This window comes from Sinorhizobium sp. NFACC03 (genome assembly GCF_900103435.1).
In the GTDB taxonomy this organism is placed as follows: Bacteria; Pseudomonadota; Alphaproteobacteria; order Rhizobiales; family Rhizobiaceae; genus Ensifer.
This window is the reverse complement of record NZ_FMXF01000023.1, coordinates 24,416-48,367: the sequence shown is the minus strand read 5'-3', so window position 1 is coordinate 48,367 and position 23,952 is coordinate 24,416. Positions and strand designations below refer to the sequence as shown.

The following is a 23,952-nucleotide window of genomic DNA, read 5'->3' as shown; positions in this document are numbered from 1 at the left end:
GCACTTGTGCGTTGTTCTCCCGAAGCGCCGGCAAGGGCCTCTAGTTGTGCTCGCCGGTACCGTCAGACAGCGCCGACCGTCGCGGCCGGCGCATGCGTGAAAGGGAGTATCCATCATGGCGCCTAGCCTCTTCTCCGGCTCGAGCTCGCGATCGACAAAAAGCAACGGCAAGCTCGCCGATATCTCCATCGAAGAACAACTGGGCGAGTTGCGCAGTGATGTGGCAACGCTCGTCGCATTGCTGGCCGATCGTGGAGCGGCCGCCTCAAAGCAGGCACGTGGCAAGGCACAGGACGCCCGTGAACAGGCCGAAGCCGGCATCAGCGAATTGCTGGCAAGCGGCGAAGACCTGCTGGCCGAACTTCGCGACCGTTATGCCGGCACAGAAAAACAGGTCCGCCACGCCGTTCGCGAGCATCCCATCGCCACGCTCGGCGCCGCCGCCCTGATTGGGCTCGCGGTGGCGGCGCTGCTTCGGCGCTGACTTGCGGTCGGTCGAACCGGACCCGCGGGCAACGGCTCGCGGTTTCGAACGCGATGAGAAAAAGCATATAGGTTTTCCGCCCGTATCCCGACCTAGCCTAAGAGGCCCTATCACGACGGGGAGTAACGCATGGGACCATTGACGGCCGCCCTGGCCAGCCTCTTGGCCGCCGATATCAGCGCCGCCGCCTCTCGTGTGAAGCGCAACGCAGCCCTATGGAGCGTCATAGGGCTGTTGCTCGTCACCGCCTATGTCTTCGCGCTAGCCGCAGCCTTTCTTTATCTCAGCGCGCGCTATTCCCCGGTCGCGGCCGCGGCGGCAATCGCCGGGGCTCTGGTCGTCACCGCGCTGGTGCTGGTTGGCATCATCATGTCTCTGCAGAACCGTGACCGGCGGCGCCAGGAAGAACGCCGCCGTCGCACGCAAATGCAGACCAATCTGACCCTGCTCGCGGCCGCCGGCATCCTGCGCAAACAGCCGCTTCTCGCCGTCGCGACGGCTGTTGCGATCGGCGCGCTTCTCGGCACCGGCAAGCGACGCGGACGCAAACACGACGACTGATGCACGCAGCAAGCCAGTCGTCTCAATGGCGGGTGCGATCCCGTTAGAGCGGCAACCGGATCAGCGCCGTGACCCCGGCGGGGAGATACTCCACCTTCACCGAACTACCCAGCACCTTGTCGAGGCTGCGCTCGATGAGGATGGAGCCGAAGCCGCGCCGCTTTGGCTCGCGCACCGGCGGCCCACCAACCTCGGTCCAGGTGAGATGAAGAACGGTGTCGCCGTCTTCGACGACGTTTCGCGCCGTCAATACCACCTTGCCTTTCGGCACCGACAGCGATCCGTATTTCACGGCGTTGGTTGCAAGCTCGTGCAGGACCAGCCCGAGGCCGACGGCCTGGTCGGGACCAAGCGACACTTCGTCCTTGTGCAGTTCGATCTGGTCCGCATAGGCGCTCACATGCGGCAGCAGTTGCTTGGCGATCAGGTCGGCAAGCCGGATGGTGCCCCACTCGTGATCAGAGAGCAGACCATGCGCCTCGGAGATCGCCTGCAAGCGGCCGGCAAACGCGGTCATGAATTCGGCCGGGTCGCTCGTCTGGCGAAGCGTCTGGCGCGCAAGCGATTGCAGCATGGCCAGTGTGTTCTTGACCCGATGATTGAGCTCCTTGAGCAGGAGCCGAGTGCGCTGCGCCGAAGCCTGCTGGTCGGTGACATCGATCGTCACGCCGATGAACGTAAGCGGATTGCCCTTGCCGTCACGGTCGTGCACGCGGCCGCGGCCAAGCAGCCAGCGACCGGTATCGCCAATGCGGAACATGCCGTCATATTCATCGTCAGCCTTCATCGCCTGGCGAAGCTTGGCGAAAGTCGCGCCGCGGTCGTCGACGTGGATCGCGCCGAAGATGTCCCGGACGCCAACCGAACGCTCGGCCGAAAGTCCGAACATACGTTTCAATGCGCTGTTGCCGGCGATCGCACCTGAGCGGATATCCCAAAGCCAGCTGCCGATGTTGGCCGCTTCGAGCGCCATCGCGTGCCGCTGCTCCTCGCGCGACAACGCCGCCTCCTTTAGAGCGCGCCGACGGGCTTCGTCCTTGACCTTGAAGAGCGAGGCTGCGAGCGCGGCAAGCCGGCATAATTGGTGGATGAGCGGTTGCGACACCTCAGCGCGCGGCTTGTCGTCGAACACACAAACCGTGCCCACTGCCTGCCCGTCGAGCACGATCGGCGCACCGGCATAGAAGCGCAGAAATGGCGGCCCCTTGACCTGTCGGTGACGCGCGAACCGCGGATCGGTCGAAGCGTCGAGCACGACGAGGCTGGAGTCGGCCGCAGCGGTCACATGCGGGCAAAACGCGTCTTCGGATGGGGCACCGGTCTCATCGGTGCCGACAGCCGCCTTGAACCACTGCCATTCGCGGTCGATCAGTGTCACCAGTGCGATCTGAGCGTCGAAAAGCCCGGCAGCAATTTCGACGATCCCGTCGAAATCCCGATCCGGGATGGCCATGTCGGGGACGGTCGCATGCAGAACGCCAAGACGCTCGGGCGCGTCGAGCAGCTTCGTCACGGGCGGGTCCGTTTTCTCTGTCCTCACGTGCATACGGTCTCAATTCTCAATCTGAACGAGATGAGGAAGCCCTGGCGATCCACCCGCATCCCGCTCGATTCTGGAGCGTCTCGCCCCAAAATCGTCATCACTGCGCATTCGTCAGTCGATGCCAGCCGTCACGGCGTGTCCCCCTTGGGCTCAAGCCGCCAGTGAAAGCAGGACACCGCCACTTTTGCAACGGTGTCCTGCCCGAAATTCTTCCCTCAGGAGATGAAGGCCCGCGACGTGATCGGAGCCGAGGTTTCATCCGGCCCGTAGTCGTTTTCACCCTTCACCTGCAGGATATCCTGCAGCCGCTGACGCGCGCGGTTGACCCGGCTCTTGATCGTGCCAAGGGCACAGCCGCAGATCGTCGCCGCCTCCTCGTAGGAGAAGCCGGAAGCTCCGACCAGGATGATCGCTTCGCGCTGGTCCGGCGGCAGCATCTCGAGCGCGCGCCGGAAATCCTGCAGGTCGAGCGAGCCGTATTGCTCGGGATGATGGGCCAGCGACTCGGTGAAGTGACCGTCGGTGTCCTGCACCTCGCGCCCGCGCTTGCGCATCTGGCTGTAGAGCTCGTTGCGCAGGATCGTGAAGAGCCAGGCCTTCATATTGGTGCCCATCTCGAAATGGTCCTGCTTCGCCCAGGCCTTCATGATCGTGTCCTGCACCAGATCGTCGGCACGGTCGTGGCGACCGATCAACGACATGGCGAAGGCACGCAGGCTCGGCAAGGCGGCAAGCATCTCTCGCTTGAAATCATTTTTTTCGGACGACATTCTGGCACTTACTCCCTGCCCTGCAGCGCCGATTGCTGCTCGGCTGCGTCGAGCTTTTCCAGAAGATCGAGAAAACGCGCGGGTATCGCCTCTTCCTGCACGGACTGATAAAGCGCTTTCAGCTTTGCTGCGATCTGCGCATTTGGGTCTTCTGTCCATAAGGTCGTGCCGGTAGTCCGCCCTGCCCCTGTTTTATATTTCATTGTCAAACTGTCGCCTTCGAGTGTCCATAGCCGCCATAACGCAGCAGAAAATTGAAATGTTCCCTCGCGGAACCTTTTTTTACGTCCGGCGTTCTCGCAACGTCACCGTAGAAAGATACCCGAGGGAGTTCCCCTATGACATTGTCCACGCGGATAGCACCGCTTCTGCCGTATCTGCGCCGCTATTCGCGCGCGCTGACCGGCTCGCAGACATCAGGCGACGCCTATGTCGCTGCCGTTCTCGAAGCGCTGATCGCCGACACGTCGATTTTCCCGGAAGCGAGCAATGATCGCGTTGGCCTGTTCCGGCTCTTCACCTCACTTTTCGGTTCCTCGTCCGTGCTTGTGCCGGAACCGATCTCGCCTTTTGCCTGGGAACAGCGTGCATCGATCAATCTTGCAACCGTTTCGCCCCTTGCCCGCCAGGCCTTCCTGCTGGTCTCGGTCGAGGGTTTCCGTCCCGAGGAGGCCGCCGAGGTTCTCGACGTGTCCACCGATAAGGTCGGCAGCCTGCTCGACCGCGCCTCGCAGGAAATCTCGCGCCAGGTCGCGACCGATATCATGATCATCGAGGACGAACCGCTGATCGCCATCGATATCGAACAGATGGTCGAAAGCCTCGGCCATCGGGTCACCGGCATCGCCCGGACGCGCGACGAAGCGATCGCCCTCTACAAGAGGACGCGGCCAAGCATGGTGCTTGCCGATATCCAGCTCGCCGACGGCAGCTCAGGCATCGACGCGGTCAACGACATCCTGAAGACGAGCGCCATTCCGGTGATCTTCATCACCGCTTTCCCGGAACGGCTCCTGACCGGCGAGCGGCCGGAACCGACCTTCCTGGTCACCAAGCCGTTCAACCCGGATATGGTCAAGGCACTGATCAGTCAGGCGTTGTTCTTCAACGAATCGACCAAGGCGGCGGCCTGAGTGCAACCTGCATGTTCCCTTTGATCGCAGCCGGTCAAAGGCAAGAACATGCAGGTCATTCAAAGGGCTACAGCGTCGCGCGTCACAAAGGGCCGCGACGCCGTAGTCCATTTTACCGTTTCGTCGAAGCGGCGAATGGCCGGTTTTCCCGAAATCAGCCGTTCCTGATATTTGCGCCACTTCCCGATATTCGCGCGGAGGCACACTCGCCGGCGCGACTTCATGTCAGCCGGCCTCACCCCGCCGTTTCACATTTCCCGCAGCATCTCTTTGGCTTACCCCGGAAACACGACAGCCAGTGCCGAGGGAAGGCACTGGCTGGTATGTGCAACTCACTCGGGGAGTGTGAGTTGTAGGCCGGCGGTCTGCCTCCGGCGCGGCATTGGGGGCTATGCGCGCCACCGTCCGGTCGCAAACAGAATGCGCGAGGCGGCAAAAGGTTCCAAACGCCCGCCCTTGCCGCCTCGGCCTACCGCGTCACTGCATCTTGTCGAGTTCGTCACGATGGCGGTAGAGCGCCAGGAAGCGGCGGTAATCGCGGTCATAGGTGCCGCGAACGCTTGTATTCGGCAGGCGCTCGTGCCCCTCAGACGCCATTTCCGCCCCTGCGGCGGCGAGATCCCGGTGCATGCCGCCGGCAACCGCAGCCGCCATCGCCGTACCGAGCAGCACCGCGTCCGGTGCCTGCGGCGCAACCACACGGCAGCCGGTCACATCGCAGTAGAGCTCCATCAGAAGCGTGTTGCGCACGTGGCCGCCGGTGACGTGCAGGGTGTCGAGCTGGTAGCCGACCTCCCGCATCATCTCCAGGATGTGACGGATGCCGAGCGCGATCGCGACGCAGCTGCGCCAATAGAGACGGCAGAGCGCATCGAAGGAGGAATCGAGGGGCAGGCCGCTGATAACCCCGAGCCCATGCGGGTCGGCGAGCGGCGAGCGGTTGCCGTGGAAATCGGGAAGCACATGCAGGCGATCGGCAAAAGCGGCGCCCTGCTCGGCGCGCAGTTCCTGCACCCGGGCGATGATCCGGCCGTGGGTCTCTGCTGTTGGTTCAAGGCCGCCGCCATGCAGCCGCACGATATGGTCGAGCAGCGCACCTGTCGCCGATTGCCCGCCCTCGATCAGCCAGGCGCCCGGAAGAACCGCTTCGTAATAGGGGCCCCACATGCCGAAGCCCGGCTTCATATCCTTGGAAAAGGCAACAATGCAGCTCGATGTACCGGCGATCAACGCGAGTTGTTTTTCAAGCGTCTCCGGCTTCCCGATGAACCCGCCGACGACGCCGAGCGCACCAGCATAGGCGTCGATCAGGCCCGGCGCCACCTGGCAGGCTTCGTCGAGCCCAAGCTCTGCGGCCGCCGCAGCGCTCAAATGACCGACCGAGCTTCCGATCGGCAGTGTTTCTTCCGGCAGCCCGCCGCGTTCGATGAGATCTTCAAGCCCGATCTTTTCGAGATAGTCCGGCTGCCAGCCACGCTTCTCATGCGCCAGATAATTCCACTTCGCTGTCAGCGTGCAGCGCGAGCGAGCAGCGCTTCCCGTCGCTCGCCAGGAAAGATAGTCGGCCAGGTCGAAGAAGAAACCCGCCTTCTGCCATTGTTGCGGCAGGTTGCGCTTCAGCCACATCAGCTTCGGCATTTCCATTTCCGGCGACATGACGCGGCCGGAGAAGTCGAGCACCGGATGGCCGGTCGCCGTACAGAAATCTGCCTCGGCGAGCGCCCGATGGTCGAGCCAGACGATCGTGTCCCAGCGCGCCTCGCCCTTGCGGTTGACGGATAGCGGCTCGCCTTCGCTGTCGCGCACCACCAACGAGCAGGTGGCGTCGAAGCCGATCGCGGCAACGCTTTCAGCGGCGATCCCGGCCTTGTCCTTGGCCGCCTTGACCGCGCCGCAGACGGCGCGCCAGATATCCTCAGAATCATGTTCGGCGTGGTTTTCTTCCGGCCGGTTCATGGCAATCGGCAGGTCGGCACGCGCAAGCAGCGTGCCCTTCCGGTCAAAGATACCGGCGCGCGCACTGCCGGTGCCGACATCGACCGCAACGACGAATTCACGCATCAATGAAAGTCCCGCCCCTCTTGTCCCTGCTATCGGCGGACAAACTGTAACAATTCGCCCATGTCGTCAAACAGCACGTCGGGACCGAGATTCGCGAGACTTTGGCGGTGCCTGTCGGATCGGGCATGGCTGCCGCCCGCAAAGGCGAAGACCCGCATGCCCGCCGCCTTCGCCGCTTCGATACCCGCCGGACTGTCCTCGACGACGATGCAATCCCTGGGCGCGAAACCCATTACGCGGCTCGCATGCAGGAAGAGATCAGGCGCCGGCTTGCCGTGTTTCACCATGGTGGCGGAGAAGATATTGGGCTCGAAGAGGTCAATGAGCCCGGTGACGGTCAGCGACAGGCGGATGCGTTCCGGCTGGCTGGACGAGGCGACGCAGCACGCGCCCTCGAGCCCTTCGACCGCTTCGCGAATTCCTGCAATCGGCTGCAATTCGGTGCGGAAGCGCTGATAAAGACGAAGGCGCATGCCCTCGAGGAAGGCATCGTCGGTGGCGAGGCCATATTCGTCGTGGAGGATCGCCGACATGCTTTTCAGGCTGCGCCCGAGAAATCGTTCCGTCGCCTCCTCGGCGGTCATCGGAACGCCGGCGGCCGAGAGCACGTCCACCAGCACTTCCAGCGAGATCGGCTCGCTATCGACAAGCACGCCGTCGCAATCGAAAATCACCAGCCTGGACGCTGTGTCCGCCATCGCACCCTACCCCTTACAGCTACGCGCGATATAAGGCGCCAAGGTCGCTGTAACGCTTTGAATTGGCGCATAATCTCGTCCCTGGTTCGATGTGATCCAGGGAATTATGCGGTGAGCTTGTCGTCCAGATAAAGCTGGAGCGTAGCGCGCGTACCCCTTTCCCAGAGGGTTTTCAATGCATGGCTGAAACGGCGGCGGAAGAGATCGGAGCGCGCGACATCGCCGAAGATATCGCCGAGCTCCAGGAAGGCCACCGGATCGTTCTTGGCGGCAAGCGCCGCCTTGTTCAGCCGGTCGGCGCTCTGGTCGTTGAAGACGATCGCCTTGCCGCTGTCGGACGTGCCGGCGAAATAGCGGCACCACAGTGCCGAAACCAGCGACAGACCGACGACATCTTCGCCGCGCGCTAGGCGATCGGCCGTCGACGGCAGGATGAATTTCGGCTGGCGGTTGGAACCGTCCTGCGCCAGACGCGGGATCGTGTCACCGATCTTCGGATTGGCAAAGCGCGTCTCGATCAGCTTGTAGTAATCGCCGAGATCGGTGTTCGGCACGGGCGGAATGACCGGAATGATCTCGTCATGTTCAAGCTTGGCAAGAAAGGCACGGATCAGCGGCTCTTCCATCGCCTCATGCACGAAATGAATGTCGAGCAGAGCCGCCGGATAGGCGATCGCCGCATGGCCGCCGTTGAGGATGCGGATCTTCATGTGTTCGTACGGCGCGACGTCGGGCACGAACTGGACGCCGACCTTCTCCAGCGCCGGACGGCCGAGCGGGAAATGGTCTTCAAGCACCCATTGCTTGAATTCCTCGCAGAACACCGGCCAGGCGTCCTCTATGCCGTAATCGTCGGCGACAATGCCGATTTCACGTGTGCCGGTTGCCGGCGTGATCCGGTCCACCATGCCGTTCGGGAAAGCGACATTGGCATCGATCCAGTCAGCGAAATCAGCATCGACGAGCCGAGCAAGGCCGGAAACAGCGGCATGCGTGACCTCGCCATTGCCGGGAATGTTGTCGCAGGACATCACGGTGAAGGGCGGAACGTTCTTGTCGCGGCGCGCTTTCAGGCCGGCGACGATCAGTCCGAACACGGTCTTCGGAGCAGCCGGGTTCTGCGCGTCGGCGACGATTGCCGGATGGGTCGGGTTGAATACACCCGACGCCGGATCGATGAAATAACCGCCTTCGGTGATCGTCAGCGACACGATGCGGATCGCCGGATCGGTCAGCCTCGCGATGATCGCCGGGATGTCGCCTGGTTCCAGGTAGTCGATCATCGCGCCGGTGATATGGGCGCCGGTGCGGTTGTTGTCCTGCTCGACGACCGTCGTCAGGAAATCCTGCGCCGCGAGTTTCGCCCGCATCGTTGCATCGGAGGCAAGTACGCCGGCACCGATGATGGCCCAATCCCGGTCGTGGCCGGCATTGAAGAGATCGTCGAGATAGACGGCCTGGTGCGCCCTATGGAAGTTGCCGACGCCAAAATGCACGATCCCCGCCGTCAATTGCGACCGGTCGTAGTTCGGCACGCCGGCCTTGGCCTTGATCGTGTCGAGGGCGGCAAGTGAGAGTTTGGTCGTCATGATCCCGTATCCTTTCGAGGCTTCACCGGCTGCGCAGGCTCAGCTCATCCAGTTGCCGCCGTCGACGTTGTAGGTCTGCGAGACGACGTAGTCGCTCTCGGCTGAGGCGAGGAAGATCGCCATTCCGGTCAGGTCCTCGGCCGTTCCCATGCGCCCATAGGGCACCTCCGCGCCAACCAGCTTCTTCTTTTCGCCGAGCGGGCGGTTTTCGTATTTGGCAAACAGCGCGTCGACGCCGTCCCAGTGCTCGCCGTCGACCACACCGGGCGCGATCGCGTTGACGTTGATGCCGTGCTTGATGAGGTTGAGGCCGGCCGACTGGGTAAGGCTGATGACCGCCGCCTTGGTGGCGCAATAGATCGCGACCAACGCTTCGCCGCGGCGGCCCGCCTGGCTCGCCATGTTGATGATCTTGCCGCCCCTGCCCTGGGCGATCATCTGCTTTGCGGCCGCCTGCAGCGCGAACAGCGTGCCGGCAACATTGATCGAAAACAGCCGGTCATAGCTTTCGCGGGTGATTTCGACGATCGGCGCAAGGTCGAAGAGTGCTGCATTGTTGACGAGGATATCGAGGCCGCCCGCTTGCCTGACGACCGCTGCGATCGCAGCATCGATCGATGCCTGCTGCGTCACGTCCATCTCGACTGCGTAGGCGCCGGCACCGATCTCGGAGGCCGTCTGCCGTGCCCGTTCGATATTGATGTCGGCGATCGCGACCGTGGCGCCTTCGCGGATATAAGCCTCCGCGAAGGCACGGCCGATCCCCCGCGCAGACCCGGTGATCAGCGCGCTTTTACCTTCGAGCCTTCTCATCGCACTGCCAACCCCTTGTCGTCGAACCTGTGGACGCGCTGTGGGTCCGGCGTCAGGAACACGCGATCGCCGTGGGTGACGGCAAAGTCGCCGCTGACGCGCGCCGTCACCGTGCCGATGCCGTCGTCGACATTGACGTGCAGGAAGGTGTCGGAGCCGAGGTGTTCGGCGACGCCGACCGTGCCCTGCCAGCTGCCACTATCTTTGGAGAGCGCCAGATGCTCGGGGCGGATGCCCATCGTATGCGCCTGATAGGCAGAAGCCGCAGGACCAGTGACGATATTCATGCGCGGCGAACCGATGAAGCCCGCGACGAACAGATTGTCCGGCTTGTGGTAGAGGTCGAGCGGCGAGCCGACCTGCTCGATGCGCCCACGATTGAGCACCACGATCTTGTCGGCCATGGTCATGGCCTCCACCTGATCGTGGGTGACGTAAATCATCGTCGTCTTCAGGTCCTGGTGCAGCTGGCTGATCTCCAGCCGCATGTTGACGCGAAGCGCTGCATCGAGGTTCGACAGCGGCTCGTCGAACAGGAAGGCCTTCGGCTGGCGCACGATCGCCCGGCCGATCGCGACGCGCTGGCGCTGACCGCCGGAAAGCTGCCGCGGCTTGCGGTCGAGATAATCGGTAAGGTTCAGCACGCGCGCCGCATCCGACACCTTCTTGTCGATGACGGCCTTGTCCTCGCCCGCCATCTTCAGCGGAAAGGCGATGTTCGAGCGCACGCTCATGTGCGGATAGAGCGCGTAGGACTGGAACACCATCGACAGGCCGCGCTGTGCCGGCGGCAGTTCGGTGGCGTTCTTGCCATCGATGACGATGTCGCCGTCGCTGACATCTTCCAGGCCGGCGATCAGCCTGAGCAGCGTCGACTTTCCGCAACCGGACGGGCCGACGAAGACGACGAACTCGCCATTGTTGATGTCGAGGTCGATCGAGGGGATGACGGCATGGGCGCCGAAGACCTTCGAAACCTTGCTGAGTGTAATGCTTCCCATTGTCGTATCCCTTATTTGACCGCGCCGAAGGTGAGGCCGCGTACGAGCTGTTTCTGCGAGAACCAGCCGAGTATGAGGATGGGGGCGATCGCCATGGTCGAGGCGGCCGAGAGCTTGGCGTAGAACAGGCCTTCGGGGCTCGAATAGGAGGCGATGAAGGCAGTCAGCGGCGCGGCTTTCGCGGCACTGAGGTTCAGCGTCCAGAACGCCTCGTTCCAGGCGAGGATGATGTTGAGCAGAAGCGTCGAGGCGATGCCGGGGATCGCCATCGGCGTCAGCACATAGATGATCTCCTTGGAGAGCGAGGCGCCGTCCATGCGGGCGGCCTCCAGGATTTCGCCGGGGATCTCCTTAAAGTAGGTGTAGAGCATCCAGATGATGATCGGCAGGTTGATCAGCGTCAGCACAATGACGAGGCCGGTACGGGTGTCGAGCAGGCCGGTGTTGCGGAACATCAGATACATCGGCACCAGCACGCCGACCGACGGCATCATCTTGGTGGAGAGCATCCACATCAGGACGTCCTTGGTGCGCTTGGTCGGCGAGAACGCCATCGCCCAGGCGGACGGAATGGCGATTATCAGGCCGATCAGCGTCGAGCCGAAGGAGACGACGACCGAGTTCATGAAGTGCAGGAAGTAATTCGATCGGCTCTGCACCTCGTGATAGTTCTCCGTCGTCCAGTCGAAGAAGAACAGGGACGGCGGCGAGGCGATCGCCTCGGCCTCGGTCTTGAAGCTCGTCAGGAACGTCCAGAGGATCGGGAAGAAGATCAGGATGCCGATCGTCCAGGCGACGACGGTAACGACGATCTTTCTTTGGGTGGAGACATTGCGTGCCATGGTTCTCAAGCCTCCAGCGTCTTGCCGATCATGCGCATCAGGAAGAATGCGACGATGTTGGCGAGGATGACGGCGATGATGCCGCCGGCGGATGCGCCGCCCACGTCGAACTGCAGCAGGGCCTGCGCATAGACGAGGAAGGTGAGGTTCGTGCTCTGCGTACCCGGCCCGCCATTGGTCGTCACCAGGATCTCGGCGAAGACCGAGAGCAGGAAGATCGTCTGGATCAGGATCACCACGGTGATGGCGCGCGAGAGATGCGGCAGCACCAGATAGATGAAGCGGCTCCAGGCGCCGGCGCCGTCCATCTGTGCGGCTTCCTTCTGCTCTTCATCGAGCGACTGCAGGGCCGTCAGAAGGATCAGCGTCGCAAAGGGCAGCCATTGCCAGGCGACGATCAGGATCACCGACATCAGCGGTGCATTGGCGAGAAAGTCGAAGGGCTGCAGCCCGAAGAGCTTGGCCACCCAGGCGAAGAGCCCGTTGACCGGATTCATGAACATGTTCTTCCAGACGAGTGCGGCGACCGTCGGCATGATCAGGAACGGCGCGATCACCAGGATGCGCACGATCCCCTGCCCGAACATCGGCTGGTCGAGCAACAGCGCCAGTGCGATGCCGCCGACGACGGTGATGAACAGCACACCGAGCACGATCGCGAGCGTGTTGAAGATCGCCTGGAAGAAGGCGGGATCGGTGAGGAAGTAGCTGTAGTTCGAAAAGCCGGCGAACTCCTCCATCCCCGGCATCAACAGATTGTAGCGCAGGAACGAGAAGTAGATGGTCATGGCCAGCGGAACGATCATCCAGGCCAGAAGCAGAAGCACCGAAGGCGCGATCATCAGCCGCGCGGCGGAGCGGGTGTGCAAGGTCGCCATGGCGTCCCCCCAATGAAGGAATTCAATGCTGTTTCGAGATCGGGCCGGGCCGGCGCGTTTGTCCGCACGAGCCCAGTGGCCGCCTCCGGGAATTACCGGGGCGCCAGCCATTTGCGGCCGGCACCCCGGGCCCTTGGGAGCGCTATTTGATGTAACCGGCCTTGGTCATTTCGCGTTCGGTCAGCTTCTGGGCGCTGGCAAGCGCATCGTCGACGCTCATCTGACCGGCAAGGGCCGCCGAGAACTGCTGGCCGACCGCCGTGCCGAGACCCTGGAATTCAGGGATCGCCACGAACTGCACGCCGACATAGGGCACCGGCTTGACGGCCGGGTTCTTCGGATCGGCCGCGTTGATCGAGTCGAGCGTCATCTTCGCGAACGGCGCCGCCTTCTGGTACTCGGGGTTGGCGTAGAGCGAGGTTCGCGTGCCCGGAGGTACGTTCGCCCAGCCTTCCTTGTCAGCCACGAGCTTCAGATAGTCCTTGCCGGTTGCCCAGGCGATGAACTTCTCGGCCGAAGCGACCTTCTGCGAGCCGGCGGGGATCGCGAGGTTCCAGGCCCAGAGCCAGTTGCCGCGCTTGCCGAGGCCGGTGTCCGGAGCGAGCGCGAAGCCGACCTTGTCGGCAACGGTCGATTCCTTCGGGTTGGTGACGAAGGAGGCCGCAACCGTCGCATCGATCCACATGCCGCACTTGCCGGTCTGGAACAGCGACAGGTTTTCGTTGAAGCCGTTCGAGGAAGCGCCGGGCGGTCCGGCGTCGTTCATCAGCTTGACGTAGAAGTCGAGTGCGTTCTTCCATTCCGGCTGATCGAACTGCGGCTTCCAGTTCTCGTCGAACCAGCGGGCGCCGAAGGCGTTCGCGGTCGCCGTCAGGAAGGCCATGTTCTCGCCCCAGCCGGCCTTGCCGCGCAGGCAGATGCCGTAGAGTTCGTTGTTCTTGTCGGTGATCTTGCGCGCCGCGTCGGCGATGAAGTCCCAGGTCGGCGCGTCGGGCATGGTGAGCCCCGCCTTCTCGAACAGGTCCTTGCGGTACATCACCATCGAGCTTTCGCCGTAGAACGGCGCAGCATAGAGCTTGCCGTCGATGGTCAGGCCGGAGCGGATCGCCGGCAGGAGGTCGTCGACGTCGTAGTCGGCGCCGAGATTGTCGAGCGGCAGCAGCCAGCCCTGCTTCGCCCAGATCGGCACTTCATAGGTGCCGATCGTCATGATGTCGTACTGGCCGCCCTTGGTGGCGATGTCGGTCGTCACGCGCTGGCGCAGCACGTTTTCCTCGAGCGTCACCCACTCGAGTTGAATGTCCGGATTCTTGGACGTGAAATCCTCCGTCAGCTTCTGCATCCGGATCATGTCGCCGTTGTTCACGGTCGCGATCGTCAGGGTTTCTGCTTGGGCCAGACCCGACAGCGCGACTGCCGAGCACGTGCCCAGCAGGAAAGTTCTCAAGTTCATCGACTTCCTCCCAGAAGAATTGAGCATTTGCCTCGCTCATGGGCAATTACTCACTTCTCATGACAAATTGTCAATGCGCAATCGTTGCTGCGCCGCACACAGAAACATTAGAAGATTGTTTTGATTGCCGATTTTTTCTTTACGCAAGTGCGAAAGGCCGGCGCTGGGCCGGCCTTTTAACGGACGCGCTCTTTGCGATCAGGCGTTGAGCAGATAGCGCGCCGTCGCCTCATCGGTGATAAGACCGTTGATGATTCCACCCTTCACGGCCGCCCACAGCGCTTCGTACTTGCGCCGCCCCTTGGCAAGGCCGATCACCGACGCCTTGTCCCGCGAGGGAAGCGGCACCGAAGCGACGCGTTCGTTGAAGCTGCCGGAGAGCAATACGCCCTCATGGTCGAACATCCAGCCGCAGATTTCGCCGGCCGCGCCAGCTCTGGTAAGACCGGCCATCTCGTCCTGCGCCAGGAACCCGTCCTGGCAAAGCGGCGCGTCCGGGCCGAGTTCGCCGACGCCGACGAAGGCGACATTGGCTTCTGCGCCGAGCTTCAGGGCCACCTGAACCAGGCTCTGGCTGTGCAGCACTTCCCTCTCCTCCGGCGAGGCGGCGAGCACGGGCAGCGGCATCGGAAAATGCCGCGCCTTGACCGCATCGGCCATGCTGAAGATGACATTGTAATAGGCGGCCGAGCCGTCGAGGCCGATATTGCCGGTTAGCGAAACGATGCGGTGCTGCGGACATTCCATCGGCGGCAGCTGGTCGACCGCCGCCTTCAGCGTGCGTCCGGTACCGATCGCCAACACCTGCGGCTCCGGCAACTTCAGCCAGCGCTCGATTTCGGCAGCACCCGCCTCGGCAATGCCGACGGTCGTCGAGGTCGACCCCGGATCGCTCGGCACGACCTCCACATGCTTCAGCCCGTATCTGTCGCGCAGGCCCGCCGCCGCCTCCAGACATGCGGCGATCGGATGGTCGAGCCGAACCTTGATCAGCCGCTCGGACATGGCGAGAGAAACGAGCCGCTGCGCCGATTGGCGCGAAATCCCCATGACGGTCGCGATCTCGTCCTGGGTGCGGCCGGCGACATAGTATAGCCAGCCCGCCCGGGCGGCATCATCAAGCCTGTTGTTCGCCTCGCCCCTGCGCGCCATGCCTGTTCTCCGTTCCCCCGAATGACGATGATTTTGGGTCGAACTCCCCAAAGACATCGTGATCGATTCTCTTAAGTTAGAGCGGGGAGCGGCCGAAAAACCGCAAACACCATTCCTCATCCCGCTCTAATTTGCTGCCACTATTTGTCCTGTCCTGTCAAACATCGGCCAAGAACAATGGCTTGGCGCGCCGGCAGAAAAGCCCGGGATCACAAGGCTTTCCGGTGATTTCGACCGCAAACTTTTACCGTTTGATAAAAAAATAAAGCGTGTTACCGTTCCATCATCCTGAGAAAACATTGGGAGCCAATAATGGGAACGACACAATCTGGGATCCTCGGCGGCCGCCTGCCGCTCGGGGAGTACGAGAGCAATTTCTCCGACCTCCATCCGCCGCTCGACAAGCACGAGGCCCTCGTCGCTTCCGACCGCTGTTATTTCTGTCATGACGCGCCGTGCATGACAGCCTGTCCCACCTCCATCGATATCCCGCTGTTCATTCGGCAGATATCGACTGGAAACCCGATCGGATCGGCCAAGACGATCTTCGACCAGAACATCCTGGGCGGCATGTGCGCCCGCGTCTGTCCCACCGAAACGCTCTGCGAACAGGCCTGCGTTCGCAACACCGCCGAGGAGCGCCCGGTCGAGATCGGCCGCCTGCAGCGCTATGCGACCGACGTGGCGATGATGGAAAACAAGCAGTTCTACACCCGCGCAGAAAGCTCCGGCCGTAAGGTCGCCGTCGTCGGCGCCGGACCGGCGGGACTGGCGGCGGCCCATCGGCTCGCCGTCAAGGGCCACGACGTCGTGATCTACGACGCCCGTCCGAAGTCGGGCGGCCTCAATGAATACGGCATTGCCGCCTACAAGTCGGTCGACGACTTCGCCCAAAAGGAAGTCGACTACGTGCTGTCGATCGGCGGCATCGAGGTTCGCAACGGCCAGGCACTCGGGCGGGAGTTCAGCCTTGCCGAGCTTTCCGAGCAGTATGACGCCGTCTTCCTCGGTCTCGGCCTCGTCGGCGTCAATGCCCTGCGCATGGAAGGCGAGAACGCCGAGGGCGTCGAAGATGCCGTCGACTTCATCGCAGCGCTGCGTCAGTCGAAGACGAAGGCCGACATCCCCGTCGGGCGCCGTGTCGTCGTCCTCGGCGGCGGCATGACCGCGATCGACGCCGCCGTCCAGGCAAAGCTGCTCGGCGCCGAAGAGGTAACGATCTGTTATCGCCGCGGCAAGGAGCACATGAACGCCTCCGAGTTCGAGCAGGATCTCGCCACCTCCAAGGGCGTCACCATCCGCCATTGGCTGCAGCCGAAGCGCATTGCCGAAAAGGACGGCAAGGTCGCAGGCATCGAGCTGGAATACACCACGCTTGAAGACGGAAAGCTGACGGCGACCGGCGAAACGGGTATCATTGCCGCCGATCAGATCTTCAAGGCAATCGGCCAGAGCTTCCTCGGAAGCGGCCTTGGCGCCCTGCAGCTTGAAGGCGGCCGTATCGTCACCGATGCCGAAGGGCGAACCTCGATCGACAACGTCTGGGCCGGTGGCGACTGCGTGCTCGGCGGCGAAGACCTCACCGTCTCGGCCGTCGCCATGGGCCGCGATGCGGCTGAATCGATCAACCAGGCCCTCGCCGCGGCAGCGCCGCATGCGAGCGCAGTTGCCTAAAGGATCGGGAGGAGAAACCAATGGCTGATCTTCGCAATAACTTCGTCGGCATCAAATCCCCGAACCCGTTCTGGCTGGCATCCGCCCCGCCGACGGACAAGGCCTATAACGTCGAGCGCGCCTTCAAGGCGGGCTGGGGCGGCGTCGTCTGGAAAACGCTCGGCGAAGAAGGACCGCCGGTCGTCAACGTCAACGGACCGCGCTACGGCGCGATCTGGGGTGCCGACCGCCGGCTGCTGGGCTTCAACAATATCGAGCTCATCACCGACCGCGACCTTTATGTGAACCTGCGCGAAATGAAGCAGGTCAAGATGAACTGGCCGGACCGGGCCCTGATCGCCTCGATCATGGTGCCCTGCGAGGAAGAGGCGTGGAAGGCGATCCTGCCGCTGGTGGAAGAAACCGGCGCCGACGGCATTGAGCTCAACTTCGGCTGTCCGCACGGCATGTCCGAGCGCGGCATGGGTGCTGCGGTCGGCCAGGTGCCGGAATATATCGAGATGGTCGTGCGCTGGTGCAAGCAGTACACGCGCATGCCTGTCATCACCAAGCTGACGCCGAATATCACCGACATCCGCAAGCCTGCCCGCGCCGCCAAGGCCGGCGGCACCGACGCCGTGTCGCTGATCAACACGATCAACTCGATCGTGTCAGTCGATCTCGACAACTTCGCCCCGAACCCGACGGTCGGCGGCAAGGGCACTCATGGCGGCTATTGCGGCCCGGCGGTCAAGCCGATCGCACTCAACATGGTCGCCGAAATCGCCCGCGATCCCGAAACCTATGGCCTGCCGATCTCCGGCATCGGTGGCATAACCACCTGGCGCGACGCGGCCGAATTCCTGGTGCTTGGCGCCGGCAACGTGCAGGTCTGCACCGCGGCGATGACCTACGGCTTCAAGATTGTCCAGGAAATGATCTCCGGCCTTTCCGACTGGATGGATGCCAAGGGTCACCGCGACCTCGACGACATCACCGGCCGCGCCGTGCCGAATGTCACCGACTGGCAGTATCTGAACCTCAACTATATCGCCAAGGCCAAGATCGATCAGGATTCCTGCATCAAGTGCGGCCGCTGTCACATCGTCTGCGAGGACACCTCGCACCAGGCGATCACCCAGTTCGTCAATGGCGTGCGCCACTTCGAGGTAATGGAAGACGAGTGCGTCGGCTGCAACCTCTGCGTCAGCGTCTGTCCGGTCGAGAACTGCATCACCATGGAAGAACTGCCGGCCGGCACGATCGACCAGCGCACCGGCAAGCCGGTCGACCCGAACTACGCCAACTGGACGACCCACCCGAACAACCCGATGGCCCGCCAGGCCGCGGAGTAAGGGCGCCCAAGCGGGTTCGCCCGCGATTGCATCAAGCAAAGCCGCCGGACATCCATCCGGCGGCTTTGTCTTTCAACCCTGGAACTCGACGACCACCTTGCCGAACGGCCCGCGATCGAGATGCGCCAGCGCCTCGGGCAACTCTGCGAAGCGGTAGCGGGCATCGATGACCGGCCTGATCCCGGTGCGATCGATGGCGCCGACCAGATCTTCCAGCGCCCGGCGATGGCCGACGCCGATGCCCTGGATGACCGGCGACTTCAACAGGACAAACGGCGCCGGCGCCGAGATCTCGCCGCCTTCGAGCACGCCGATGATAGAGATCCGCCCCTGCACGGCCACCGCTTGCAACGACTTGCCGAGATTGGCGCCACCGGCGAGCTCGAGGATATGGTCAGCGCCATCATCGCCGGTAATCTCGAGAACACGCTCCGCCCAGTCTTCCGACAGCCGGTTTACGCCATGATCGGCTCCAAGCGCGCGCGCACGTTCGAGCTTTTCCTGACTGGCTGATGTCACGATCACTTCGGCCCCGTGCGCCTTGGCGATCTGCAGCCCGAACAGGGAAACACCGCCGGTGCCCTGCACGACGACGCGGTCGCCGGCTTTCGGATGTCCCCTCTCGACCAGAGCGAACCAGGCCGTCAGCCCGGCGCAGGGCAAGGTGCTCGCCTCGCCATCGTCGAGGCTCTCAGGTGCCTTCACGAACCAGTCCTCTGGGAAGGCGACATATTCGGAGGCAACACCCGGGTTGAGGCCCCCAAGCGCAAACGACGTCGGATGACGGGCGGTCCCCGGCTTCTGACCGTCAATCCAGGTCGGATCGAAGACGGAAATCACACGATCGCCCGGCTTAAACCGCGTGACGTCGCGGCCGACCGCTTCCACCACGCCGGCCATGTCGGAACCCGGCACAAAGGGGAAGGCGAGCGGCATGCCCATGCCGTTTTCCAGCACCAGCTTGTCGCGAAAGTTGAGCGACAAGGCGGTGGTGCGAACGAGCACCTCGCCCGCACCCGGCTCAGGAACGCGCCGCTCGGTGACCTTCAGGTTCGAGGCGCCGAATGTATCGATCGTCCATTCCTTCATCAGTCTTGCCATGGTCTTTCCTTTCATCGGTTTGCTGATGAAGAAACCATAGCGTTGAATTTATCTCTCCAGTTGCGATATGATTTCGCCATATTGGTTCCACTAAGGATACAAACATGAACTACCTGAACGGAGTTTCGGTGTTCGTGGAAGCGGCCGACGCCGGCGGCTTTTCTGCGGCGGCCGAAAGGCTCAACCTGTCGCGCTCGGCAGTCGGAAAAACGGTCGCCAAGCTGGAACAGAGGCTGGGCGTTCGCCTCTTCCATCGCACCACCCGCACCCAGAGCCTGACCGACGAAGGCCAGCTCTTCTACGAAAACTGCCTGAGGGCGCTCGGCGAAATCAGGGCCGGAGAGGCGCTGCTGGAATCGGGCAAACAGGAGATCCGGGGCCGCCTGCGCCTGTCGATGCCTGTGCATTTCGGCCGCCAATGCATCATGCCGCTGCTGTCGGAACTGCTCCGGCTGCATCCGCACCTGGAATTCGATCTCAACTTCAGCGACCGCAACGTCGACCTCATCGAGGACGGCTTCGATCTCGCCATCCGCTCCGGCCCGCTGAGGAGCGATCCCGAACTGATGACGCGCAAGATCGCCGACCAGCGCATGATCGTATGCGCTTCACCGGCCTATCTTGAAGCAAACGGCACGCCTGGAACGATCGATGACCTGATGTCGCATCAGGCGATCCTCTACCGGCGCAGCGGACAGCCGCTCGCCTGGTCTTTTCCCGTCAAGGCCGGCCAGCCCCAGGCGATCACGCCGCCGGCGCGGCTGCGGCTCGATGACCTGACCTCAATCGCCGACGCGGCAGCCGACGGCTTCGGTATCGCCTGGCTGCCGTGCTGGCTCGTGGGAAACCGAATCGCCGCCGGCTCGCTGGTCCGGATTCTCGCCGATGCGCCGGCGCTCTCCTATGGCGCCTATGTCGTCTGGCCGAAAACCCAATACATGCCGCCAAAGCTGCGGCTGCTCATCGATACGCTTGCCGCACGCCTGCCGGCCATGATGGAATGAAGCAAGCGGTGGCCGCTGTTTCCGGCGCCGCCATCACAAGCCAAAAGCATGGGGAGTTCGACATGCATGTGGCGAACCCGTTCGAACGACGGCACCGAACCCCGCTCAATAGCGCTCCCCGCCGATAACGAACAGGACACGAAAACGAAACAGATTGTGTAAAAATGGTAAGTTGTCGGCCCGCGCGATCTGGATAATAAGGGAGAACTCACACCGGGGGTGCGTGACGTTCGATCCGGGATCGGCGACGCATCTTCCGACGGTTTTGAAACTGCGGCCGGACAAAGCTTCGGCAGAGCCGGACTTTTGCTTGACGATCATTTCGGCCAACCGACGCAAGCGAATGCACCTCGTATCCGGGGCGATACTCGGTTCGTTCGTGCTGGCCCATTTCTTCAACCATTCGCTCGGTCTCATTTCCATCGAAGCGATGGAAACCGCCCGCAAGGCGTTCAATCTCATCTGGCACAGCGTCCCCGGCACGGTGCTCCTCTACGGCGCCCTGCTGCTGCATTTCGCCATGGCGCTCGAAAGCATCTACCGCCGGCAGACGCTCAGAATGCCGGCGCGCGAAGCGCTGAAGATCATCTTCGGTCTCAGCCTGCCGTTTCTGCTGATCGGCCATGTTACCGCCGCGCGCGTCGAACCGCTCTTCACAGGCGTCGATACGGATTACCCGGACATGCTCCGGATTCTCTGGTCGAACTCGGTCAACGCCATCAGGCAATCGGTCGCCCTCTTGCTCGTCTGGGGCCATGGTTGCCTCGGCGCCTGGTTCTGGATGCGCGGTCGCCCCTGGTTCCCGCGCTATGAAATCCTGCTTTACACAGTCGCAATCCTCGTGCCGATCTTCGCGCTGCTCGGCTTCGTCAGCGGCGCCCGCTCGATCGAGAGCAACTATGAAGAACACGGTGGCTACGGCGACAGGGCCTACACCAAGCCGGCGGTCGATCTCACGCTTCTCGAGGACATCCGCCTCGGTCTCTATCTCGGTTTCGGTGGGCTGATCGGTGGCACCTTCCTGCTGCGGGCCATGCCGAAGGGTGGCCGCATTCGCGTCCGTTATCCAGATGGCCGGACCGCGACCGTCAATCTCGGCTTCAGCGTTCTGGAAGCAAGCCGCGCCGCCGGTATCCCGCATGTCTCGGTCTGCGGCGGCCGCGGGCGTTGCTCGACCTGCCGCGTCCGCGTCATCCAGGGATTGGAAGACCAGCCTGCCCCTGAGGACGCCGAGCTTGCGACGCTGACCCGTATCGGCGCGCCCGACAATGTCCGTCTCGCCTGCCAGTTCCGCCCTGTGCACAACGTGACCGTCGTGCCGATCCTCGACAGCGACAGCCTCGGTATCAAGAAACAGATCGGACGCGAGGGCGGCGAAGGCCGGGAGCGACGCATCGCCGTGCTCTTCTGCGATATGCGCGGCTTTACCAGCATTGCCGAACACAAGCTGCCCTTCGACACAGTGTTCCTGCTCAACCGCTACTTCGAGATGGTGGGCGAAGCGGTCGAGGATTCCGGCGGCGTCATCGACAAGTTCATCGGCGATGGCGCACTCGCGATCTTCGGCCTCAAGAGCTCCTACACCGAGGCCTGCCGGCAGTCGCTCGCCGCCGCCGTGCGGATCTCCAAGGGCATCGAGACGCTCAACCAGACCTTCCGCGGCGAACTCGACGAACCGCTGCGCATCGCGATGGGGCTGCACTCCGGCCCCGCCATAATCGGTGAGATCGGCTATGGCCAGGCGACGTCGCTGACGGCGGTCGGCGACACGATCAACACCGCCAGCCGCTTGGAGGGCCTCGCCAAAGAGCACGACGTGCAGCTCGCCGTCTCCGCCGAACTCGTCAATCGGGCGGGTCTCGTGATCGAAGGACACGAGCGGCTGGACATCGGCCTGCGCGGCCGGCAGGCGACACTCGAAACCTGGATCGTCGAGGATGCCGCGCGAATCTCCGCGGCCTTGCAACCAACGCCGTCAAACGCTTAGGTTGGTATTCCCCGCCCTCATACTCCCCGGAATCGTGAATGAAGCAGGACGTATCCCCGAAAACGCCCCATCAGGTTCACGCCAAAGGCATCGAGAAGCTGAAGGCACATCTGGCGATGATGAGCTTTGCCATTTTGATCGCCGGTTCCTTCTCTTTCGGTGGTCTTGCAACCCAGCACATGGGCGCCGGACCGCTGACGCTCTGGCGCTATCTGCTGACTGTCATCGTGCTGGGGCTGATGACCTTCGGCTATGCGCGCGTGCCTTTTCACTTCCCCAAGCAATCGTGGCGCTTCGTGATCCTCGGCGGCCTGATCGCCGTCTACATGCTGACGATGTTCAAGGCGCTGGAATTCACCAACCCGGTTTCCACCGGCGCGGTCTTCACCCTGATGCCGTTGCTCAGCGCCGGTTTCGCCTATCTGCTGCTCGGCCAGCGCACGCGCCCGGGCGTGCTCGCGGGCCTCATCATCGCAGCCCTCGGCGCCGTCTGGGTGATCTTCCGCGCCAATATCCAGGCGATCCTTGCCTTCGATATCGGCCAGGGCGAGCTAATCTTCTTCGTCGGCGTCGTCTGCCACGCGATCTATGTGCCGCTGATCCGCAAGTTCGGCCGACAGGAAAACCCCTTCGCCTTCGGCTTCTGGGTCGCGGTCTTCACCGTGCCCTGGCTGCTGGTGCCCGGTGGCATCGGTCTCATCACCACGGACTTTACAGCGCTTCCCGCGATCGTCTGGGTCGCCGTCCTCTATCTCGCCGTCGTCACCACCGCCATCACCTTCCTGCTGCTGCAATATGCTTCGATGCGGCTGCCGGCATCCAAGGTGCTCGGCTATGGCTATTTGACGCCGAGCTTCATCATTCTGCTCGAAGGGCTGCTCGGCCACGGCTGGACCAGCCTGCCGGTTCTTGCCGGCGCGCTGACCACGGCCTGCGGCCTGCTCCTGATGGCGCTGCTGCCCGATTGAAGATGTGCGGGCGGCTCAGGCCGCCGGCTGCTCGCTGACCTGCAGCCCGTCGACAAAGAGCCGCTCCAAAAAGCGCGCTGCGTCTTCGAACCGTCCCTCGCCGGCATTGCCCTGGCCAAGCACGGCGCGTACCTGCACGTCGAAGTCGGCATAATGCTGGGTCGTTGACCAGATCGCAAAGATCAGGTGGTAGGGGTCGCATTTGGCGATCTTGCCGGCTTTCGCCCAGGCGCGGATCACCTCCGCCTTCTCGTCGACCAGCGCCTTCAACGGCCCCTTGAGCTCGTCCTCGATATGCGGAGCACCCTGCAGCACCTCGTTGGCGAAGAGCCGGCTTTCGCGCGGATAGTCGCGGGCCATTTCGAGCTTGCGCCGGATGTAGCTGCGGATCTCGGCGACCGGATTTCCCTCGGCATTGAACTCGCGCAGGGGATCGAGCCAGGTATCGAGCACCCGGTCGATCAGCGCCCGGTGCATCGCTTCCTTCGTGCGGAAATAATAAAGCAAATTGGGCTTCGACATGCCCGCCACTTCGGCGATCTGGTCGACGGTCGCGCCGCGGAAACCATTGGCGGAGAAGACTTCAAGCGCCGCTTCCAGAATGCGCTCTTCTTTCTCTTCCTGGATGCGTGTCCGCCTCTGGGTCCTGGCCGCTCTCGGTAGTACCATCTGTCCCCCTGGCGATCCCCGCGCGCCTCGCCGCGCAAGAACCGATCTGCCCAATTTCCGGCCTCGCCATCTTCTTGGGCAACAACTTCGTTTTTTTGCTTTTCCGGCTTGAGTGCCGCAATGGAAGTTGTAATGTTTACCAACCGGTCAAATTATCAGCCAGTTCACCGCCAAAGGCAACGGCTGATCGAAGGGCACCAGAAAAAACCAAGCCTGGATTTGACCAAGGGAACATAA

At 62.8% G+C, this 23,952-nt stretch carries 23 protein-coding genes; 8 read left to right on the top strand and 15 right to left on the bottom strand.

Annotated elements, in window-relative coordinates:
- The first annotated feature begins 115 nt into the window (after positions 1-115).
- Entirely contained in the window at positions 116-484 is a 369-nt protein-coding gene (locus tag BLU35_RS24775) for an ElaB/YgaM/YqjD family protein (RefSeq protein WP_057249072.1), read from the top strand.
- Between the two features lie 129 nt (positions 485-613).
- Entirely contained in the window at positions 614-1,045 is a 432-nt protein-coding gene (locus BLU35_RS24770; RefSeq protein WP_093234892.1) for a hypothetical protein, read from the top strand.
- 43 nt (positions 1,046-1,088) lie between these two features.
- On the opposite strand, the gene BLU35_RS24765 is transcribed toward BLU35_RS24770, so the two are convergent.
- The 3 genes from BLU35_RS24765 to BLU35_RS24755 all read right to left on the bottom strand — a co-directional run bounded on the left by BLU35_RS24765 (position 1,089) and on the right by BLU35_RS24755 (position 3,561).
- The gene (locus tag BLU35_RS24765; protein ID WP_093234891.1) at positions 1,089-2,591 is read right to left on the bottom strand and encodes a sensor histidine kinase; all 1,503 of its coding nucleotides are present in this window, start codon (positions 2,589-2,591) and stop codon (positions 1,089-1,091) included.
- Positions 2,592-2,803: 212 nt separating this feature from the next.
- The gene (locus tag BLU35_RS24760; protein WP_057249069.1) at positions 2,804-3,358 is read right to left on the bottom strand and encodes an RNA polymerase sigma factor; all 555 of its coding nucleotides are present in this window, start codon (positions 3,356-3,358) and stop codon (positions 2,804-2,806) included.
- An 8-nt stretch (positions 3,359-3,366) separates the two neighbouring features.
- Positions 3,367-3,561 (bottom strand): NepR family anti-sigma factor, encoded by a 195-nt coding sequence (locus BLU35_RS24755; protein ID WP_058320782.1) that lies wholly within the window; start codon positions 3,559-3,561, stop codon positions 3,367-3,369.
- A gap of 135 nt (positions 3,562-3,696) precedes the next feature.
- On the opposite strand from BLU35_RS24755, the gene BLU35_RS24750 reads away from it, so the two are divergent.
- A complete protein-coding gene (locus BLU35_RS24750; RefSeq protein ID WP_057249067.1) occupies positions 3,697-4,491 on the top strand; it encodes a response regulator in 795 nt (264 codons plus the stop codon).
- A gap of 477 nt (positions 4,492-4,968) precedes the next feature.
- On the opposite strand, the gene BLU35_RS24745 is transcribed toward BLU35_RS24750, so the two are convergent.
- The 9 genes from BLU35_RS24745 to BLU35_RS24705 form a co-directional block, all read right to left on the bottom strand.
- Positions 4,969-6,552 carry an FGGY-family carbohydrate kinase gene (locus BLU35_RS24745; RefSeq protein WP_093234890.1) on the bottom strand — a complete coding sequence of 528 codons (1,584 nt, stop codon included), beginning with the start codon at positions 6,550-6,552 and terminating at the stop codon, positions 4,969-4,971.
- A 29-nt stretch (positions 6,553-6,581) separates the two neighbouring features.
- Positions 6,582-7,250 (bottom strand): HAD family hydrolase, encoded by a 669-nt coding sequence (locus BLU35_RS24740; protein ID WP_093234889.1) that lies wholly within the window; start codon positions 7,248-7,250, stop codon positions 6,582-6,584.
- Between the two features lie 104 nt (positions 7,251-7,354).
- Entirely contained in the window at positions 7,355-8,839 is a 1,485-nt protein-coding gene (locus BLU35_RS24735; protein WP_093234888.1) for a mannitol dehydrogenase family protein, read from the bottom strand.
- A 39-nt stretch (positions 8,840-8,878) separates the two neighbouring features.
- Positions 8,879-9,652 carry an L-iditol 2-dehydrogenase gene (locus BLU35_RS24730; RefSeq protein ID WP_057249063.1) on the bottom strand — a complete coding sequence of 258 codons (774 nt, stop codon included), beginning with the start codon at positions 9,650-9,652 and terminating at the stop codon, positions 8,879-8,881.
- On the bottom strand, positions 9,649-10,653 hold the full coding sequence (locus BLU35_RS24725) for an ABC transporter ATP-binding protein (protein ID WP_057249062.1): 1,005 nt from the start codon (positions 10,651-10,653) through the stop codon (positions 9,649-9,651). The genes BLU35_RS24730 and BLU35_RS24725 overlap by 4 nt, the downstream gene beginning before the upstream one ends.
- An 11-nt stretch (positions 10,654-10,664) precedes the next feature.
- Positions 10,665-11,495: a carbohydrate ABC transporter permease gene (locus tag BLU35_RS24720; RefSeq protein WP_057249061.1), complete on the bottom strand. Its 831-nt coding sequence runs from the start codon at positions 11,493-11,495 to the stop codon at positions 10,665-10,667.
- A gap of 5 nt (positions 11,496-11,500) precedes the next feature.
- Entirely contained in the window at positions 11,501-12,373 is an 873-nt protein-coding gene (locus tag BLU35_RS24715) for a carbohydrate ABC transporter permease (protein WP_057249060.1), read from the bottom strand.
- Between the two features lie 142 nt (positions 12,374-12,515).
- Positions 12,516-13,826, bottom strand: coding sequence for an ABC transporter substrate-binding protein (locus tag BLU35_RS24710; RefSeq protein WP_057249059.1), 1,311 nt, complete (start codon positions 13,824-13,826; stop codon positions 12,516-12,518).
- A 198-nt stretch (positions 13,827-14,024) separates the two neighbouring features.
- Positions 14,025-14,978 (bottom strand): sugar-binding transcriptional regulator, encoded by a 954-nt coding sequence (locus tag BLU35_RS24705; protein ID WP_093234887.1) that lies wholly within the window; start codon positions 14,976-14,978, stop codon positions 14,025-14,027.
- A gap of 312 nt (positions 14,979-15,290) precedes the next feature.
- On the opposite strand from BLU35_RS24705, the gene BLU35_RS24700 reads away from it, so the two are divergent.
- Together BLU35_RS24700 and preA are read left to right on the top strand one after the other, a co-directional pair.
- Positions 15,291-16,652, top strand: coding sequence for an NAD(P)-dependent oxidoreductase (locus tag BLU35_RS24700; RefSeq protein WP_093234886.1), 1,362 nt, complete (start codon positions 15,291-15,293; stop codon positions 16,650-16,652).
- A gap of 20 nt (positions 16,653-16,672) precedes the next feature.
- The gene (gene preA, locus BLU35_RS24695; RefSeq protein ID WP_058320777.1) at positions 16,673-17,986 is read left to right on the top strand and encodes an NAD-dependent dihydropyrimidine dehydrogenase subunit PreA; all 1,314 of its coding nucleotides are present in this window, start codon (positions 16,673-16,675) and stop codon (positions 17,984-17,986) included.
- Positions 17,987-18,058: 72 nt separating this feature from the next.
- On the opposite strand, the gene BLU35_RS24690 is transcribed toward preA, so the two are convergent.
- Complete coding sequence (locus BLU35_RS24690; RefSeq protein ID WP_093234885.1) at positions 18,059-19,087, bottom strand: zinc-dependent alcohol dehydrogenase family protein; 1,029 nt, start codon at positions 19,085-19,087, stop codon at positions 18,059-18,061.
- Between the two features lie 104 nt (positions 19,088-19,191).
- On the opposite strand from BLU35_RS24690, the gene BLU35_RS24685 reads away from it, so the two are divergent.
- On the top strand, positions 19,192-20,091 hold the full coding sequence (locus BLU35_RS24685; protein ID WP_093234884.1) for a LysR family transcriptional regulator: 900 nt from the start codon (positions 19,192-19,194) through the stop codon (positions 20,089-20,091).
- 105 nt (positions 20,092-20,196) lie between these two features.
- Here BLU35_RS24685 and BLU35_RS35180 read toward each other — a convergent pair whose 3' ends face one another.
- Complete coding sequence (locus tag BLU35_RS35180; RefSeq protein WP_143032984.1) at positions 20,197-20,412, bottom strand: hypothetical protein; 216 nt, start codon at positions 20,410-20,412, stop codon at positions 20,197-20,199.
- Here BLU35_RS35180 and BLU35_RS24680 point away from each other — a divergent pair.
- Both BLU35_RS24680 and BLU35_RS24675 read left to right on the top strand, forming a co-directional pair.
- On the top strand, positions 20,402-22,078 hold the full coding sequence (locus tag BLU35_RS24680; RefSeq protein WP_058320830.1) for an adenylate/guanylate cyclase domain-containing protein: 1,677 nt from the start codon (positions 20,402-20,404) through the stop codon (positions 22,076-22,078). The two genes, BLU35_RS35180 and BLU35_RS24680, sit on opposite strands and share 11 nt — an antisense overlap.
- Positions 22,079-22,116: 38 nt before the next feature.
- Positions 22,117-23,046: a DMT family transporter gene (locus BLU35_RS24675; protein ID WP_093234883.1), complete on the top strand. Its 930-nt coding sequence runs from the start codon at positions 22,117-22,119 to the stop codon at positions 23,044-23,046.
- A gap of 15 nt (positions 23,047-23,061) precedes the next feature.
- Here BLU35_RS24675 and rutR read toward each other — a convergent pair whose 3' ends face one another.
- Entirely contained in the window at positions 23,062-23,715 is a 654-nt protein-coding gene (gene rutR, locus BLU35_RS24670) for an HTH-type transcriptional regulator RutR (RefSeq protein ID WP_057249052.1), read from the bottom strand.
- Positions 23,716-23,952: the final 237 nt, after the last annotated feature.